General features: G+C 59.2%; 14 protein-coding genes and 4 pseudogenes. 12 read left to right on the top strand and 6 right to left on the bottom strand.

Annotated features, from left to right (window positions below; genetic code table 11):
* Positions 1 to 39: 39 nt before the first annotated feature.
* Positions 40 to 1006 (bottom strand): annotated as a pseudogene (locus AC0QDI_RS15265) (IS630 family transposase).
* A 241-nt stretch (positions 1007 to 1247) separates the two neighbouring features.
* Here AC0QDI_RS15265 and AC0QDI_RS15260 point away from each other — a divergent pair.
* From AC0QDI_RS15260 to AC0QDI_RS15245, 4 genes and pseudogenes are all read left to right on the top strand, one after another.
* A pseudogene (locus AC0QDI_RS15260) lies at positions 1248 to 1334 on the top strand (IS5/IS1182 family transposase); the annotation flags it as partial.
* Between the two features lie 206 nt (positions 1335 to 1540).
* On the top strand, positions 1541 to 2176 hold the full coding sequence (locus tag AC0QDI_RS15255; RefSeq protein WP_474669621.1) for an IS6 family transposase: 636 nt from the start codon (positions 1541 to 1543) through the stop codon (positions 2174 to 2176).
* Positions 2177 to 2182: 6 nt separating this feature from the next.
* A pseudogene (locus AC0QDI_RS15250) lies at positions 2183 to 2398 on the top strand (IS5/IS1182 family transposase); the annotation flags it as partial.
* A gap of 377 nt (positions 2399 to 2775) precedes the next feature.
* Positions 2776 to 3114 (top strand): hypothetical protein, encoded by a 339-nt coding sequence (locus tag AC0QDI_RS15245; RefSeq protein ID WP_474669619.1) that lies wholly within the window; start codon positions 2776 to 2778, stop codon positions 3112 to 3114.
* A gap of 223 nt (positions 3115 to 3337) precedes the next feature.
* Here AC0QDI_RS15245 and AC0QDI_RS15240 read toward each other — a convergent pair whose 3' ends face one another.
* Entirely contained in the window at positions 3338 to 3502 is a 165-nt protein-coding gene (locus AC0QDI_RS15240; RefSeq protein WP_474669617.1) for a hypothetical protein, read from the bottom strand.
* Positions 3503 to 4246: 744 nt separating this feature from the next.
* On the opposite strand from AC0QDI_RS15240, the gene rdfA reads away from it, so the two are divergent.
* Positions 4247 to 4831: a rod-determining factor RdfA gene (gene rdfA, locus AC0QDI_RS15235; RefSeq protein ID WP_474669615.1), complete on the top strand. Its 585-nt coding sequence runs from the start codon at positions 4247 to 4249 to the stop codon at positions 4829 to 4831.
* A 2-nt stretch (positions 4832 to 4833) separates the two neighbouring features.
* Positions 4834 to 6681, top strand: a complete 1848-nt coding sequence (locus AC0QDI_RS15230) for an archaea-specific SMC-related protein (RefSeq protein WP_474669613.1) — start codon at positions 4834 to 4836, stop codon at positions 6679 to 6681.
* Between the two features lie 10 nt (positions 6682 to 6691).
* Here the strand turns inward: AC0QDI_RS15230 and AC0QDI_RS15225 are convergent, their stop codons facing one another.
* The 3 genes and pseudogenes from AC0QDI_RS15225 to AC0QDI_RS15215 all read right to left on the bottom strand — a co-directional run bounded on the left by AC0QDI_RS15225 (position 6692) and on the right by AC0QDI_RS15215 (position 9660).
* A complete protein-coding gene (locus tag AC0QDI_RS15225; RefSeq protein ID WP_474669611.1) occupies positions 6692 to 7177 on the bottom strand; it encodes an AsnC family transcriptional regulator in 486 nt (161 codons plus the stop codon).
* A gap of 25 nt (positions 7178 to 7202) precedes the next feature.
* Positions 7203 to 7841 (bottom strand): annotated as a pseudogene (locus AC0QDI_RS15220) (IS6 family transposase).
* 289 nt (positions 7842 to 8130) lie between these two features.
* Positions 8131 to 9660: a class I adenylate-forming enzyme family protein gene (locus AC0QDI_RS15215; protein ID WP_474669609.1), complete on the bottom strand. Its 1530-nt coding sequence runs from the start codon at positions 9658 to 9660 to the stop codon at positions 8131 to 8133.
* 962 nt (positions 9661 to 10622) lie between these two features.
* Between AC0QDI_RS15215 and AC0QDI_RS15210 the strand changes: the two genes are divergently transcribed.
* Both AC0QDI_RS15210 and AC0QDI_RS15205 read left to right on the top strand, forming a co-directional pair.
* Positions 10623 to 11849 carry an acyl-CoA dehydrogenase family protein gene (locus tag AC0QDI_RS15210; protein ID WP_474669607.1) on the top strand — a complete coding sequence of 409 codons (1227 nt, stop codon included), beginning with the start codon at positions 10623 to 10625 and terminating at the stop codon, positions 11847 to 11849.
* A 165-nt stretch (positions 11850 to 12014) separates the two neighbouring features.
* Positions 12015 to 12254, top strand: coding sequence for a hypothetical protein (locus tag AC0QDI_RS15205; RefSeq protein WP_474669605.1), 240 nt, complete (start codon positions 12015 to 12017; stop codon positions 12252 to 12254).
* Positions 12255 to 12359: 105 nt separating this feature from the next.
* Here AC0QDI_RS15205 and AC0QDI_RS15200 read toward each other — a convergent pair whose 3' ends face one another.
* Positions 12360 to 13358, bottom strand: coding sequence for a TIGR04024 family LLM class F420-dependent oxidoreductase (locus tag AC0QDI_RS15200; protein WP_474669603.1), 999 nt, complete (start codon positions 13356 to 13358; stop codon positions 12360 to 12362).
* Between the two features lie 485 nt (positions 13359 to 13843).
* On the opposite strand from AC0QDI_RS15200, the gene AC0QDI_RS15195 reads away from it, so the two are divergent.
* The 4 genes from AC0QDI_RS15195 (at position 13844) to AC0QDI_RS15180 (ending at position 17750) form a co-directional block, all read left to right on the top strand.
* Positions 13844 to 14938, top strand: a complete 1095-nt coding sequence (locus tag AC0QDI_RS15195) for an amidohydrolase family protein (RefSeq protein WP_474669601.1) — start codon at positions 13844 to 13846, stop codon at positions 14936 to 14938.
* Positions 14935 to 15312 (top strand): metal-sulfur cluster assembly factor, encoded by a 378-nt coding sequence (locus AC0QDI_RS15190; RefSeq protein ID WP_474669599.1) that lies wholly within the window; start codon positions 14935 to 14937, stop codon positions 15310 to 15312. The genes AC0QDI_RS15195 and AC0QDI_RS15190 overlap by 4 nt, the downstream gene beginning before the upstream one ends.
* A gap of 471 nt (positions 15313 to 15783) precedes the next feature.
* Positions 15784 to 16788, top strand: a complete 1005-nt coding sequence (locus tag AC0QDI_RS15185; RefSeq protein ID WP_474669597.1) for a thiamine pyrophosphate-dependent dehydrogenase E1 component subunit alpha — start codon at positions 15784 to 15786, stop codon at positions 16786 to 16788.
* Positions 16785 to 17750: an alpha-ketoacid dehydrogenase subunit beta gene (locus AC0QDI_RS15180; protein WP_474669595.1), complete on the top strand. Its 966-nt coding sequence runs from the start codon at positions 16785 to 16787 to the stop codon at positions 17748 to 17750. Before AC0QDI_RS15185 ends, AC0QDI_RS15180 begins: the two co-directional genes overlap by 4 nt.
* Positions 17751 to 17777: the final 27 nt, after the last annotated feature.

Genomic DNA, 17777 nt, shown 5'->3' with positions numbered 1-17777 from the left:
ATGTCGCATTGCGTGAACAGACTATTGCTATAGTAGAAGTTAGAAATAATCACTCATTTTTGGAATGGAGAGTTGATCAAGAGCGGTATCGATTGCTGTTGTAAGCTCAGAAAGTGAGTCAAAGAATCGGTTGCTAAGTGTTGATTGCAACTGTCTCCAGTACTCTTCGACTGGATTGAGTTCCGGTGGCTACACTAGTAAAGTGACGAAGGCGAGGTCGTCATCAGCCGCCAGGTCCGTGACGGCCGACGCCCGGAAATACGGCGCTTCATCCAACACGACGATCAAGTTATCTTCGAACTCGTTGCATAACGCGAGAATGAAATGTTTCGCGTGTTCGGCGGTCACGGACTCTTCGAATCGAGAGAATAAGCGATCGCCATCGTCGGTGATCGCGCCTAAGAGACACGTCCAGTCGCATTGCCCGGATAATTCGACGATCGGCCGCGTACCGCGAGAAAACCACGCAGCACGCGGCTCAACTTGCATGGGTTTCTTGGTTTGATCGATACAGACTACTGTGGCGTCCATCTCCCGCCGCTTTTTTGAGTTCTTCGTGGAACATCTCTTGTTCGTCAGCCTCAGCTTCAGCGGCTGTTCGACATGGTTTTTGTTAACTCATTCTCACCTCTTTGAGCAACCGTCGGCAACTCGGGATTGAGTACTCAACATCGTAGGTCTCGTTGAGATACTGCTGGACGAGCGCTAGCGTCCACGCCGGCACGTCAACCCCGACTTCTTTGGGTGAGTCGTGGATAGCTTCTTCGAATTCTTGCTACTCTTTTTCTGAGAGCTTCCGCTTTCTCCCAGATCTGTGATCATAAGTAACAACCTTCTCAAATGATTCGTCGGTGTGGAGTCGCGTGAGCCAGCTATAGGTCGTGCGTCGCTGAACGTCGTCCTGCTCGGCTAGCTCGGTCTGTGTAACGCCTTTTTTATGCGCTATTGCCGCCAAAACCCAATGTATTGGGCTCTTTCCCTCCACGTTGTCAAGGGTATTTTTCATTTTCTCACGAAAATCTCGCCAAAATAATCCACTACGCTTAGCAACACTATTTGAGTAGAAAGTTCTAATAGTAACTTTATTGATCACCTCTTATTTATAATATCACCAGCGTATTCGCCGGAACTGCATCCAGTCGACAAGTGCTATCGACCGCTGTAACCGGTTCTTATGGCTATGCTGAATCACTAGACAGCGTCGGGGAAGGTCAGTAAATCGAAGGAGTTGAAGCGGGAGGCTTCCCTTGTCCATGACGAAAATCTCCCGCTTCACCGGGCGTTGTGTCTCGATTTCACAAAGAGTTACAGGTGAACAAGGCGAATCCGCTGCCACAGATTGAGCGGACGCCCCTCTGAGAGGAGGGTCCGCATATCATGATTATCCTAGTACGGTTTCGACCAAGCCAGTAGCAAACCAATCGCTATTATTGCTTCTTAATCGTCAGCCCACGTGCGAGCGTAGAAATCAGTGTATCCTGTATCTGGGGTGCTGTTTCGTTACGCGTGAAAAGCGAGGCGGACCGATTTCGTTGTGTCCATGCCAAAAATCGACCGTCTCTGTGGTTGTAGCGACTGGATCGATTTGAGTTTCGTGGAGCGAAAGCGGACACCGCGTCAGTTGATGGAGCTCGGTATTCGACTCCATCTTGCTGGATTATCGCTTTCAAATACCGTTCTAGAATTGGAGAAGTTCGGTGTCGAACGCAGTCGGAAAGCAGTTCACGACTGGGTTCACAAGTATGATCTACAGCCGGCAGTTGATGAGAATCCGAAGCACGTCGCGCTTGACGAGACAGTGATTCAACTTGACCAACACCGCTATTGGCTGTCCACTGCTGTTGATCCACAAACGAACAAAATTCTTCACATACGGCTCTACTCGACCACTACAACCGCTTTGACAGAACGGTTCCTGCAGGAACTTTCTGAGAAACATGACCTCGACGATGCCGTGTTTCTCGTCGATGGAGCAAAACATCTCCACACTGTACTCCGTCGATCTGGGCTCCGATTTCGATACGAAAAACATGGAAATCGGAATGCTGTCGAACGTGTCTTTCGCGAGATAAAACGACGTACCTCTTCGCTCTCAAACTGTTTCAGTCATGCACAACCGTCAACAGCCGAATCGTGGCTCCAAGCCTTCGCCGTCTGGCACAATGTTACAAACTAAACACGACCTTCGACGCTGTGTAAAGCGTTTAACCGGCTTAATATGGCGGTGTGGCGTGTCCTTCTCAACCTCTCGGTTACGCTTCTCCCGACTAACGGCGTTGTCCGTATCGACGCCTCCGGATTTGACCGTAGTCACGCCTCAAAACACTACACGAAACGGGCAGGGCTGACGATTCAGCAGTTGAAAGTCACGTTGTTAGTCGATACGAGAGCAAGCGCTCGCAGTTCTCCACAGTAGCGATGAACTGTCCCTCGAACCCGAGGATGCGAGCCATGCACTTACTCGACTGCTCGAGCGGGGCTACTTCTACGAGGTTGACGGTGAACTCCGTGTAACGATACCGGAAGGCTGACCGTGAGGGTATGGTACGGTTCGAGGTTCAGCTGCTTACTATACGTGTGAACTATTTGCAACATCCAAAATCATACGAGAGAGAGACTGGACAGAGAAGATAACCGGACAGAGTGGGGCCTTCCTCAACAACACCTCTTATCGTTTCAGATATCTATAGAGTGTTAGATATCTGTATTAGAACCCATCATCATTTCTAACCTACCCGGTCTTGAGTACGTTAACGGCTTGGTGGGCCCACCGCTGTGATCACGGAAACGATCGGCGGCCAGTTGCCGCGCGTACTCGGCGAGCTCAGAAGCAGCAGCTTCGTAGTGAACCCTGAACTCAGTGAGTGCGACAGCAATCAGGAGGTCTTTGAGACGGTCGTCGATACTGCGGACGTTCCCGATTCGATCCTTGAACGATCGATTTTGGACAGCAAGTCTCTTGTTGAGGTCTCGAGTAGAGGCACCCAGACGGCGACGATCGACGCGCCGGAAGCGGTCAGCCTCGAATCGGGCACGTCTCTTATCCAGAACTGGCAGCTGTCGTTTGACGACTACCAGAGCGATCGCTGGTGTATCGAACTCGAAGAGGAGTAGCTCCTCGATCACGGCGGGATATGAACGGGTCAGTAGGACGATTCCAACACACTCGGAATCGGAGCGGGTTTGATATAGGACTGGTCGAACATATTCACTGTCGCGTTCCCACGGCGCGACACGATCCAATCAGCACCCAACCCTACCGGACCTTGTCCCTATTCCGTCCGGCGGCCATCCCCTTGCGCCTATCCGGGCGGCCTTTTGAGGTTTCTCGAGGCGATTAGACGCTTAGTGATCGTTCGATTTCGAGCGCATCGACGGCTTCGGCGGCCACAATGCCGTGATCGACGAGGTGATCGGCAGCCAGCTGCTGGGCATGCTCAGCGAGTTCGGAATCGGCATCCTCGTAGTAAATGCGGAACGCGGTCAGTGCGACGGCGATCAAGAGACTTTCGCGTCTATCGATGAGAGATATCGCCGGCGTTGGCCGCGGCTTCGCGTATAAACGCTTGCGTCACAGAAACGCCGGCCAGAGGCCAGCGTTGAGCCCCCATCCAATGTCAATGGGTATCGACTTGGGTGGGTCCGAGATCGGGTTTGACAATATGGCTATTGGCTTCACGTCGGAACGTGATTCGATCTCGGAAGACGAGGGACCGTATGTCTCGGGTCGGACGGATCCTGTCGGGCAACGACTGAACCCATTCCCCCTCGTCATCACCATCTTGAGTCCATTTCCGAATAACTCTATTGGCTGGATATGTTGGTAACGACGATGTTACCGGACGATGATCGCAAGCGTACTCGTTTACTCGACGGCCAATTCGCGTTGTCGTCCTCGTTTAGGTACGTTCTTTTCGGGCGATGTTGGTGGCCGTCCAGTGCTCCCGGTGATACCACTGCTTCGACATCGATACGGATTTCACCGAGTCCCGCTCCGGGCATCGGTCCATCGACCTATGCGAGTACGCCACTGACACCGTACCCTGTAACCTCGATAGTTCTCGTATCCGCCTATTCAGACCGGCAGTATAATATCGATGGGTGGTGAGTAGTGCGGACACTACTACTGGTCGCGGGTGTTTGAACGGATCTAACGGCTCCGTTCTACCAACTATGAACGAAATACGAATCCACAGAATGTTGCGAACCGCTGGCCTTATTTATAACGGCCGAAAAGGGAGAACAGATGAGCGCGTACGGATGTAAAGTATGTCGAATACTAGACGAATACGGCATGGAGCGATACGAGGAGCAACTCCTCGAGCAGTGGCAAGCGGACGGGGGCCAGCGAAAGGGGTATCGCCAACTCGCCGAGTGGTTCAATACACTCATGCTGCGCCGCGAAATGGACCGGGCAGGTCTTTCGACGCTCGGCGATGAAGCCGAGTCCAAGTACGAACGGTTGCGGTCGGACGAAGCGGTCGCGGAAGAGGTCGCAGCGGAGTTGGAAAACGCGGGGCTTCCGATCGAGAGGTTACGAAACGATTTCGTCTCGTATGGTGTGATTCGAACGCATTTAAAGAGCTGTCTGGAGGCAGATATCGACCTCTCGGGCGGCGATTGGGAACGAGACGCAATCGAAATCACGACGGATCACGCGACCACGAAGATTGGGGAGGCCGTCCGCTCGCTCCGAAACAAGGGGCGGCTCAGCGCCGGCGGTAACGTGACCGTATCCGTGACCGCCGAACTCGAATGCGAGAACTGTTACGCCAGCGTTCCCGTCGATCGAGCGATCCGACGCGAATACGTCTGTCGTTGCGACGACTGACCATGACTGACCGAACACTTCATCTCGAACTGGAAAACATCGGTGGCATCGAACACGAAGAACTGTCGATTACTGCGGGGCCGACGTTCATTCAGGGGCCGAACGCCGCGAACAAGACGTCGTTCCTCAGGGGCCTCCTCTTCGCGCTGGGAAGCACGTCAGTTCCGATTCGAAGCGGGGCTGACGAAGCGCGTGCAGTACTCTCCTCCGGCGATAAACGCGTCGAACGGATCGCCAAACGGACCGATGCCGGTATCGAGACGACCGGCGAGGCGTGGATATCGGACGCCGACGACGTCACGCTTCTCGAGCGGTTTGCGGGGCTGCTGGAGACGAACTCGCTTCGGAGCGCCGTCGCCCGAAACGAGGACATCGAATCGCTCCTGAAAGAACCGATGAACATCGAGACGCTCGAGGCGGAACGATCGGAGATGATGGCCCGAAAGCGGGAACTTACGAACGAAATTGAGTCGGCCGGAGACGTCTCCGGCCGACTCGAGGACCGAAAGCGGGAACTCGAGGAAAAACGCGACCGGCTCGACGAACTCGAGTCGACGCTCGAGACGTTGTACGACGAGCAAGACACCACCGAAACCGACGGCGAGCTTCAGGAACTGCGCGACGAGCGAGCCGACTTACGGTCGGACGAGGCCGAGTGCGAGACCCAAATCGAGCAGCTCGAAGCGGCCATCGATCGTCTCGAGGAACGGAAGGCCGAGACCGAAGACGAACTCGAGGAGGCACGCGCCGCGGTCGAAGAGACCGATATCGAGTCCCTCAAGCAGAAACGTGAGTCCGCACGGGCCGAACTCGACGACGTGACGGAACGCCTCGACGTGCTGCAGTCGGTCCTGACCGCGAACCGGGAGATGGTCGACTCCGAATTTACGGGCGCTCTCGGTCGCGATTCGGGACTGATGGGCGATGAAGTGACCTGTTGGGCGTGTGGCCGATCGGCACCGCTCGAGGATCTCGAGGAGACGACCGATGACTTGACGGAACTCGTCAGGGACGAAAAGCGCCGCAAGCGCGAGCGCGAACCGGAGATCGAGGACCTCACCGAACGAATCGATCAGGTTCGCCGCTCGGAACGGGACATACAGCGACTCGAGACGGAAAAACAGGATGTCGAACAGAAGCTATCGAGCCGTCGCGACTCCCTGGACGAACGACGCGACCAATTGGAGGGGGTCCGTGACCGCCTCTCGGAACTCGACGACGAAATCGCCGATCGGGCGGCAGACCAGCGCTCCGAACAGTCGGAACTCACCGACGAAATCGAGGAGACTCGAGTCGAGATAGAAACGCTTCGACGTGATATTACGCGACTCGAAGAGACCTGTGATTCGCTCCGTGAAACCCGGACGGACTTGGAACGAAAGCGAAACGAGATTGACAGACTCTCGGAAGAGATCACCTCGTTGACCGATCGAATCGAGAACCTCGAGAGCGAACTGCGAACGGTGTTCAACGAGACGATGGACGAGTTACTGGACGTACTCGAGTTCGAACAGGTCGAGCGCGTCTGGCTTGACGGAGAGTTCGAACTCGTCGTCGCGCGCGAGATCGACGGGCAGACCCGATCGGATACGATCGAACATCTGGCGGAAAGCGAGCGGGAAATGATCGGACTCGTCCTCGCACTAGCGGGATTCGTCACGTACGACGTCGACGAGGTAACCCCGGTACTCGTTCTCGATTCGTTGGGCGCCTTCGATGCGGAACGGACCCGCCGCCTCGTCAACTACTTCGCCGACGAAACGGACTACTTGGTTGCGACGGTCCATCCAGAATCAGCCGTTGATACGGCGTTCGACACGGTCACGTTCGAACCGATCGCTCGGAGCTGAAAGGTCACTCTTAATAAACAGGAAGGTAGTTTCTGATGTTCACGTTACGGTCGGTTTCGATGAAATAGTCGACCGCAGCCACCGAATCGAGCGCCCGCACCTGAGTGAGCAGGTCGTCGATTTTCGCATTCGACTCCGCAGTGGCGATTCCGTATAGATCGATGGTTCCGAATCCGTCGGCAACGAACCAGAAGTCCATGTCCGTCATCGCTTCGAAGACCTCTTGTTTCGAGTTCGCTTTGTCGGTGGTTTCGACCGTGATCAGGACGATTTCCCAGCTATTTCGTTCCGGACGAGGCAGAAAGAAACTCGTCATATTCTCGAGCAACGACGTGACGCGTCGGCGGACGCCTTCGCTGCTCATATCGATGTCGTAGTTTGCTAGTTCGTCCGCGATATCGGCGTATGGGCTCCGTGGATCGTTCGCCAGTACTTCCAGGATCCGTCTATCGATCTCGTCTATCTCGAGAACGTCGTCGTCAGTGCGGTCCGGCATATTCTGGTACTGCATCTACTAACTATTAAAATCTCTTTATATTGTTGTGACCGCGTCGGGTAAGCTGATTACACGCGAAGCCGAACAATCCAGACCACTGATCAACGGTTTCTGCGCTCGGGCTCTCGAAACAGTTCGAGAACGAGGAGGTTCTCTTTTTCATCTCCCCAAATACATATTCGATGACGTTCAGATCTCCGTGTCGTTCGCGTCTGAAACGGAAGTCATGTCGTAGATACGTGTCGTTCAGTGGCTTGTCTTCACCGGCGAGGAATACGGTGGCATCGATGTCGTGTTTCTCAGTAGCCCCGCAGAGAATGTACTTGGTATCACCGTGCTACCGGTCGGCTCGAGCTTCCTATGGTGTAGTTCGCTTGGACCTAGATCGACAGCGGCGTACAGCCAATACTGCCCGTCGCCGAGCGTGATCGTCGTCTCGTCAACCGCGACGCGATCCGGACTCCGACCGGAACCGGGCTTCAGACCGACTTTGTGAACCCAATTAGGGAGGGTGGATCGGGCGCGTTTAACGCCGAATGTATGGATAAATCGAACAGTATCCGATATCGAGAGGTCGGCGAGATAATCGGATAGTGGGCGTCAGTATCAGTCGAGGTGTTGCCCCTCGCTTCACGAAACCGACCGACCCGTTCGATGCTATGATTCAAGCGTAGCTTTCGGGTACGAATCACTTTGAAACCGCGACGACTCACTCCTTCGCCCGTATCTGAACGCCGCCATCGTCGCTTGGCAGTGGCACTAATCGAATCCGCGCGGCGAAACACCTGTGCGTCGACTACCATCGAGACCGGCACGAGGCCGATGACTGCCACACGGTTCACCGGTTCCGGTCCGACGATTCGACGGCTCCGACCGTCGAGCTTGGAGCAGTCGAGTCGACCGGTTGCACCTGCCCTCGAGATGGTTCGCTTCTCGTCGATCGTTTCCGGTCGTCACGAGAGGCTCTCTTTGAGGATTTTTCCGGTCGGATTGCGCGGCAGTTCCTCGTAGAATTCCACCTCGCGGGGCTTCTTGAAATCGGCGATGCGACTCCCGACGTAGTCCATGACTTCCTCGGCGGTCATCGATTCGCCGTCGCGAAGGACCACCGCCGCCTTCACGCGTTCCGTCCACTCCTCGTCCGGAACGCCGACGACGGCCGCCTCCGAGATGCTCCCGTGTTCGTGTAGGATTTCCTCGATCTCCGCGGGATAGATGTTCTCACCGCCCGAGACGATCATATCGTCGTACCGTCCGACGAAGTAGAGGAACCCGTCTTCGTCCCGGCGGACGAGATCCGAAGAGACGAAGTATCCCTCGTCGTCGAACACCTCGTTGGTCTTCTCCGGCATCCCGAGATACTCCCTGAACGCGGTCGGACCACGATACGCGATCCGACCGATCTCACCGGGTTCCACTTCTTCTCCGTCCGCATCGACGACTTTGACCGTCACGTTGGTGATCGGCTTTCCGATACTGTCCGGCTTCTCGAGTGCGTTTTCGGGATCGAGCAGACAGGTGACCGGGGACATCTCCGTCTGTCCGAACACCTCGTAAAGGTTCGCACCGAACGCGTCGATGACGTCTTCTTTGAGTTCCTCTCCGGAGGGTGCAGCGCCGGTCATGTAGTGCTCGAACGAGTCGATATCGTAGTCGCTGAATCCGGCGACGTCGAGCAGTGCACGGCTCATCATGGGCACGAAGAACGATCCGGTGATGTCCTCGGCGTCGATGACCTCCATCACGCGGATCGGATCGAAATCGTTCATCAGGTACGTCGTCGATCCGCAGTAGAACGTGTTGTTGAACAGCGCGACCGCCGCGATGTGAAACAGCGGCGTCACTACGAGAAAGCGGTCCTCGTTCTCCTCGAAGTTACAGCTGTACACCGTGTTCACGGAGTTCTGCAAGATATTATCGTGCGTGAGCACGCACCCCTTCGGTTTCCCCGTCGTTCCGCTCGTATACATGAGTGCTGCATCGTCGAGTCGGTTCGGGACGACGTCGATTCGGTCGGTAGAACTGCCCTCGAGGACGGCGTCGAAGCCGTCAGCGAAGTCGGGGACGTCCGATCCGAGGTACAGATACTCGTCGATTTCCGTCTCCTCCTGCGTGGCGACCGCGGAGATGGTTTCGCTCGCTTCCTCGTCGAAGAGACAGAACGATGCATCGCTGTCCCGGAGGACGTACCCGACTTCTTTGTCCTTGAATCGGTGGTTGATCGGAACCGGTAGTGCGCCGAGTTTCATCGCCGCGTAGTACGTCTGGATCGTTTCGGGGTGGTTCTGCATGTAGACCGCGATGCGGTCCCCCTTCGAGAGGCCGCGGTCCGAAAGCGCTCGACCGATCCGATTCACCCGTTCGTCGAATTCCCGAAACGTGATCTCGTTCCGCGTCCCGCCGGTGAGCGACACGAGACAGTTGTCGTTCGAGTACTTTCGTGCGTTCGTCTCCGCCACGTCACCAAGGGTCAATCCGTCCATGGTCGTCCTCTCGTGTGAGTAACGTTATAGTGCTTTTCACTGTTCTGGTGTCCGTGAATCCGTTCCGACGTCCGAGCCGAGGTCGTCCGATCGCTCCGACGCTGACACCGCTACGGTGTCGAGTAGCCCACTGGCACGAGTGATGACAGTTACAATACGATATCGCGGACCGTGAATAACGAACTAAGGCCGTTATATATCTGGAAGACACCTCGCGTTTCGTGTCCAGCCAAACCGGCTCCCTGTTTGCGACAGATTACCATTGATGGGTGGCGTGACATGCCACTGGAACGGTCTGCAGCAGCGGTCGCTCGGACGCAGCGGTCGCGAGTAGTACGCGACATATATCGCGATAAAATCAGCTAGAAACGCGTGCTGACGACGGCTCTTCGAAAACGACGATCCGATCTCATCTTGTGAACTTTACGACGTCGTATGGTTCGAGCGCAGCCCCTCCCGTCTCGGAAACCAGAAGTCGTCTCGTCGGTTCTGAGCGACCGGGGCAGGTGATTTTTGCGGGCTCGCAGAGTTCGTCGTAGTGATAGGTGCGCGAGCCGCACGGAATTCGGTCGACGGGCGTGAGAGCGGCGGCCTTCGCAGGCATGGGTATCCATTCCGTGCCGGCGCCTCCACGCGTTTGAAATTTTCCCCCCATAAGCGACTAGTAGGGGGCTGTGCCCCTTCGCGAGCGCTCGAGCGTGGCGCTCCGCGTGATCGTGCGCGTATTTTTCAGACGGCAGTGTCCCCGTTACTTGCTCCTCCAGGGAGTCCAGCCGTACCCGAAGCGCCCGTCGCTGATCAGGAGCCCGTCGGAGGGAGATACCGAACTCGGGGCTGGTTGCGGGATCGTCGACCGCTCTCGGCGGCGGGTCCACCCGATCCAAGGACTGGCACTTCGTGGCAGTGCCCTCACACGAATGACGATATTTATATGTGTATTCGGCCCAATAGGCTGCGTACGCATGGCACAATCAGCGGAGACTGGTTCCGGCGTTTCCTTCGGGACCGACGAAGAGACGGAACTCATCCTCCAGAGTCTCGACGAGTTCGTCGAACAGGAAGTGAAGCCGATCGCGGACGACCTCGGCGAGACGCTCACCAATCCACGGCTCGGACACGAACCCAACGGCCGGCTGACCGACGAGGTACTCGAGGCGAAAGCCGAAGTGCGACGGAAGAGCGCGGAAGCCGGCTTCTATGCGATGAACATGCCCGAGGAGGTCGGGGGCGACGACATCTCGGCCGTCACGTGGTATCGGGCGAACAAACGTCTCGCGACCAAATCGGTGCCGCTGGCGTCGGATGTTCTGGCCGGCCCCGGCGGACCCAAGCCGCTGCTCGCGCAGGCGGAAGGATCGCAGGTCGAGCGCTACCTCGAGCCGACGATGCGCGCGGAGAAGACGACCGCGTTCGGCCAGACGGAGCCGGGGGTGGGATCGGATTCGCCGAACATGGAGACGCGAGCCGAGAAGGACGGCGGCGAGTGGGTGCTCAACGGACAGAAACAGTGGATCACGAACGCCCCGTACGCGGACTTCATCCAGGTGTTCGCCCGGACGACGCCGCAGGAGGAGGCGGGCCGGTACGAAGGCATCACGTGTTTCATCGTCGAGGAAGACGAGTACGAGATCGGGAGCCTGAACAACGCCGTCGGTGCGACCGGCGTCCAGGCCGAGGTTCACTTCGACGACGTCCGACTATCACCGGATCGCGTCCTCGGGAGCGTCGATAACGCCTTCTACGACGCGATGTCGTTTCTCGGACTCGGTCGCATCGAGATCGGTGCGACGGCGGTCGGCCACGCGGAGTGGCTGCTCGATACAGCCACCGAGTACGCGAACGAACGCGAGGCGTTCGGCGAGCACATCGGCCGGTATCAGGCGGTCTCGCACAAGATCGCACGCGGCCGAGCGAACGCGATGGCCGCCGATACCGTCGGCCTCAAGTGCGCCTGGCTGCTCGATCAGGGCGAGCCCGCGATCGCCGAATCGTCGATCCTCAAGTGGTTTGCGACCAATGCGTTTTGGGAGATCGCCGACGACGTCGTCCAGATTCACGGCGCCAACGGTCTCTCCGAGGAGAACCCCTTCATGGATCGCCTCCACCGCGCCCGCATCCAGCGAATCGTCGAGGGAACCGACGAGATCCAACTCAATACTATCGCGAAGCAGTTCGGCGTGGAGACGTAGACGGGACCGAGCGCTCGAGCGTACCAGTCCGTCGGCCACCGACGCGAGCGAAATAGCGTCACCGCGTGCCGGCGCTGCTCGCCGATGTCGACGGCGGCGTCGCGGACAGCGTCCAGCGGTTCTGTTGGACGGTAGCACATCTCGAGACGATACTGGTTCGAACTGGTGTTTCCGGGCCACGATCGGTACGAGGCGTGGCTCGGGCGAGCCGTCGCCGAGCTGGAAGCCGAACTCGATCGCATCGGGTCGATCGTTGGCCTTTCGGATCGCGGCGGACGGAGCGAGTACGGACGACGGAGCTGTCGTCTCTTCCCGGATACCGTCGAACCCGTCGAACAACGCGGGGACCGCGGGGACGGCCGGCGCGTTCTCGAGGACGGCGTTCGGCGCGACGAGAGCAGCTGATCGGCTCGATCCCTGGCTCGCCGAAGCCGGCTGCTCCGCGGGACCACTGGGATCGACGGGTCTGCGTTACTGTCCGTGTCTGTCGGGGGCGGTTCCCGTCCGCGGTTACGGCGCGAGCGTGGTCATCGTCTCGCGTACCTCGTCGGGACCGGCACCCCGCGGGAACGAGACGTTGATCGCATCGACGCCGTCCATATCGAGGAACTGTTCGAACTGGTTCCGCGCTTCCTCGGGCGTTCCCGCAGCCCCCATCTGATCTCGCAACTGCTCTTTCACGACGGCCGTCGCCTGGCCTTTCTCCCCCTCTTGCCACGTCTCGTAGATCTCGTGGGCGACGTCTTCGTACCCCTGTCGGGCGAGGTTGTCTCGGTAGAACGTCCCCATGCCACCGATGTAGAACGCGATGTGCTGTGCGACGAGGTTCCGAGCGCGCTCCCCGTCCTCGAGGGCGCAACAGCCGACGGACAGGGTGACGCGAATGTCGTCGAGCGTTTTGTCGCCGAGTTCGGCGCCGCGACGGAGGTCCTCGAGACGCTCCGCGAGACCGTCTCGGGTGTAGTTGACCGCGTGCCAGCCGTCGGCGAACCGGCCGGCGAGTTCGACGGCCTTCGGGCCGAGTCCCGCCGCATCGATCGGTGGTGCGGGATCGGGAGCGTCACAGCGCAGTCGGAAGCCGTCGAGGGAGAAGTATTCGCCATCGTAGGAGACGTTCTCCCCGGAGACGACCTGCCGAGCGATTTCGATCGTTTCGCGGGTTCGACGGAGCGGATTGCCGAACTCCTCTCCGTGCCAGTTCTCGATGACGATCGGACCGCTGGGGCCGACCCCGAGCCGGAACCGACCGCCGCTGGCCTCCTGAAGGGTGGCCGCGGTCTGACCGAGTAGTGCCGGCGATCTGGAATAGATGTTGGCGATACTCGTTCCGATACCGATCGAGTCGGTTCGTCCCGCGGTGATCCCCATCGCCGTGACGGCGTCCCGCCCCCACGTTTCCGGGAACCACACGCGGTCGTACCCCAGATCTTCGGCGTGAACTGCCTGTTCGACGAGGTCATCGAGCGTCGGCTGTGCTCCGACCGGGAGAAACACGTCCCTGTCTGTCATACGCGGATATAGTGCGTTCATCGGTAATAAATCTGAGTTTTGTACGGTCCGGAACGACAGCGAGCCGACGTACTGGCCGTCTGGAACCGCAGTCGGAGTCGTGGCGGTCTCGCGGAGCGCCACGATGTACTGATCTTTCACAATGAAACTGGGGGCAGTGGCCGGTTTCGGTTCCGTTTCAATAACGCCCTAAGCCCGTTATTTTCGGATCGGTATGGTGATAAACACCTCGCAGTCAAAGGCAACGCGTTATCGTATCCATACCGGTACTAATTACTACGGCACTGGGTCCGGAACTCTCCCATCGAAATCAGGAGGAGACCGGGTCTCGATCCGAAAGAGCGAGAGCGCCATCGTCGTGTGCTCTCCGGGCCTCGGGCGAAGTTATTAATGGTAAAACGGTGACAGTACACAGGTATGGTATCACGTACCACTTTCACGGTCGAACCGACGACGGTCGGTGAAATCAGCGGAGGATACGCGCCATGTTAGACCTCGAGGAGACGTTCGTGTACGACGCGGTGACGCACTCGTACAATATGGCCCCGTCGAACTACCGCAACGAACAGCACGCCGAGGGGATCACCGAGATGCTCTACGGAAACGTATCGGGTGTCGTCGCCGACGAATACACCCTCACTCCCGAGGGGTTCGTGCGGGACTGGGGCGTCGAGGAGACGGCGACCATGCTGTTCGAGGAGAGCTACACGGACATGGCGACGTTCCATCCGGTGCCGATGTACGCCTTCCACGACGGACTGGTCGCCAACGACAAGGCGGGCGCGGTCGTGGACCGGTGGCCCGACCGGTTCCGGTCGTTCGCCTGCGTGGATCCGCTCCGAGACGGGTGGGAGGACGAGTTCGAGGCCCAGGTCGAGGACTTCGATCCGATCGGCGTCAAACTGTACCCGTCCCACTGGAGCGAAGATCATCACGAGGGCTGGAGTATGGGCGACCCGGAGGTCGCGTTCCCCGTCTTCGAGAAGGCGCGCGACCTCGGCATCGAAACCGTCGCCATCCACAAGGCCATCCCCTTCGGGCCCGTCCCGCGGAGCCCGTACCACCCCGGGGACGTCGACGAGGCGGCAGCGAGCTTTCCCGACCTCACGTTCAGTATCGTCCACGGTGGCTACTCGTTCACCGAGGAGACGGCCTGGCAGCTCGCTCGCTTCCCGAACGTCTACGTGAACCTCGAGGGACTGCCGGCGATTCTGCTCGGGAACGAACGGCGGTTCGGCGAGTTGCTCGCCGAGTTGATCGGCTTCCTCGGCGAGGACGGCTTCGACCGGCTGTTCTGGAGTTCGGGAGCGATGTCCGTCCACCCGCGGCCCCAGCTCGAGGCGTTCCGCGACTTCGAGTTCACCGAAGAAGTTCGCAAAAACACCAGCATGATGGGGGAACTCCCCCGGATCACTGACGATCACAAGCGGAAAATCCTCGGCGAGAACTACGCGGACCTGATCGGTCTCGATGTCGACGCGGCCCGCGCTCGCATCGAGGACGACGAGTTCAGCGGCGCGCGGTCGAACGGGGAACTCGCGGAACCGTACTCGACGACGGACGCCGAGGTGGCCCGATGACTGCCCTCGAGCGCCGGGTTCGCGAGCGACTGGACGAGGTCGTCGATCCGTGTAGTGCGGCCAACGGAACGGATCTCAGCGTTATCGAGATGGGGCTCCTCGACGGAATCGAGATCGACGAGGGTCACGTCACCGTCTCGATGCGGCTAACCTCGCCGTTTTGCATGCAACTGCCCTACTTCGTCGAGGAGGTCGACGAGCGGGTCGGTTCCGTCGACGGGGTGGAATCCGTCACGCTCGAGACCGACGAGGGGGTCGACTGGCACGCGGGGATGATGACCGAGGAGGCGCGGCAACGGCGTCGGGAACGAAAAGCCGCCCGCGAAGCGGCGTACTTCGGCGACCCTACTGAAGACGTGAGTGCTGACGGTTAACGGGCGCGGGGCGGGACCGTCCGTCCGGAGCGGTTCCGCGTTTGGAATCCCGAGCGAGGAACGGACGAGAAACGGGTCGTGTGGCCTCTCCTATATCTGTCTGAAGGATAAGAGCGGCCGGGATAGCCCGGCCTTACACGGGATGTCGTGTGCAGGGGCCTTGAGAGTGGTTTGGTAGCTGTAAAGCCTTACTTTTCCCTGCATGTGGTAACACGAGAGCGATCATCATAAGTGTGTTGTATGTTATCGTTGGAACGGATAGTATTATAATTTCAGTGACTTTTTCAGTTAGCGTCGGTCCACGTCGCCATTACCGATGTCCAGGCCGAAAGGGGGGTTGACAGTCGATCGTCGGATGTAACGTCGTTCCCCGCCTCGAGCCCGACCGCGTCGTCTCACGGAGTCGCGCCGGACGTATCACGCGGGATAGTTTTATACGGTTTACCGAAGCAATTCGTACTGTGGGACCACATGACACAGGAGGGTAACGTCGACGACGAACTGGCGAGGGACTTCCTCGAGAAGATGCTCCGCATCGGCGTCTTCGAGGAGGAGACGAAAGAGCGGTTCGGCGAGGGAGAGATCCCGGGATTTGTCCACCTCAGCGGCGGCCACGAGGGATCACACGTCGGTATGGGTGCCGCGATGGACGACGACGACTGGCTGGCCGTCGGCGGCGCCCGACTGATCGGACAGTACATCGCGAAGGGCGTGCCGCTCCCGGAGATCATGGCGGAACTCTACGGACGCGTCGGGGGATCGAACAAGGGACACGGCGGGCAGATGCACGTCTCCGACGTCGATCGGCGGCTGTACGGCCACGCCGCGACGATCGGCTCCGGGCAGAACCCAGCCGTCGGGCTCGGACTGGCGGAGGAGATGAAAGGCACCGACAACGTGGCGGTGACGACCATCGGCGACGGCGGGACGAGCCGCGGCTCCTTCCACACGGCGCTCGTCTTCGCCGCGTACTGGGACCTGCCGGTCGTGTTCGTCATCGAGAACAACGAGTGGGCGATCTCGACGCCCGCCGAATCGCTGTCGCCGGATCACCTCTCGGACTACGGTATCCCGCACAACATGCCGACCGAGAGCATCGACGGGAGCGACGTCGAGGAGGTGTACCACGCGGTCTCCGAGGCGATCGAGCGCGCCCGCAACGGCGGGGGTCCGACGGTGATCGAGAGCCGCGTCGTCCGTCTCGTTCCGCACTTCGAGGGGGACAAGGAGAGCTACCGCGATCAGGAGGCCTACGAGCGGGCCAAAGCGGAGAAAGACCCGATCGAGAACTACCGGGAGCGACTGCTCGAGAACGATGTCATTACCGAGACCGAACTCGAGGACATGGTCGAAAACATCGAAGCGGAAGTCGAGGAGGCCGTCGAGTTCGCTCGCGAGAGTCCGGAACCCGAACCGGAAGCGGCCTACGATCACGTCTACAAGACCCCCCTCTACGGACAGGGTGACCGACGATGACGCGAGAGATCACGTACATTCAGGCGATCGCGGAGGCGATAGACGAGGAACTGCAACGCGACGAGGACGTCATCCTGTTCGGCGAGGACGTCGAGGAGTTCGGCGGCAACTTCGGCGAGACGGAGGGGCTCTACGAGAAACACGGTCGCGATCGCGTGCGGAACACGCCGCTGTCGGAGATCGGGATCGCCGGCATGGCCCTCGGCGCCGCCGTCGGCGGGATTCGACCGGTCGCTGAACTGCAGTTCGCGGACTTCGCGGCGACGGCCGGCGACGAAGTCTTCAATCAGATCCCGAAGCAGCCCTACGTCAGCGGCGGGCAGATCGAAGCGCCGCTGACGATTTTCGCCCCGTCCGGGGCCGGGATCGGGGCGGGCGCACAGCACTCGCAGTCGGTCCACTCCTGGCTCGGAAACGTCCCCGGGTGGGTCGTCGTCACCGCGACGACGCCGTACGACGCGAAGGGGCTGTTCAAGAGCGCCATCCGGGACGATAACCCCGTTTTCTTCCTCCCGCACAAGATGCTGAGCGAGACGAAAGGCGAGGTCCCCGACGAGGAGTACACGCTTCCGCTCGGGGAAGCCGCAGTCGAGGAGGAAGGCGAGGACGTCACCGTCGTCGCGACCCAGCTCATGTTTCACCGGGCGAGGGAAGCCGCGGCCCAGGTCGACGCCGACGTCGAAATCGTCAACCCCCGGACGTTCGCCCCGCTCGACACCGAGACCATCGCCGAGAGCGTCCGAAAGACGGGGCGGCTCGTCGTCGTCGACGAGACCGTCGAGCGGTACGGAACGCAGGGTCACATCGCCAACGAGATCGTCGAGAACGACTTCTTCAGTCTCGACGCGCCGCCGAAAACCATCGGGGTGAAGGACATCCCGATCCCGCTGAGCCCGCCGCTCGAGCAGGAGGCCCTGCCCTCCGCGGACCGCATCGTCGATGGGATCGAATCGCTCTTCTAACCGTTCGCCGTTCTCACCGTCTGCCCT

This window comes from Natrinema sp. LJW11, from assembly GCF_056135975.1.
The sequence above is the reverse complement of the archived record's forward strand: the minus strand, read 5'-3'. Positions and strand labels throughout refer to the sequence as shown.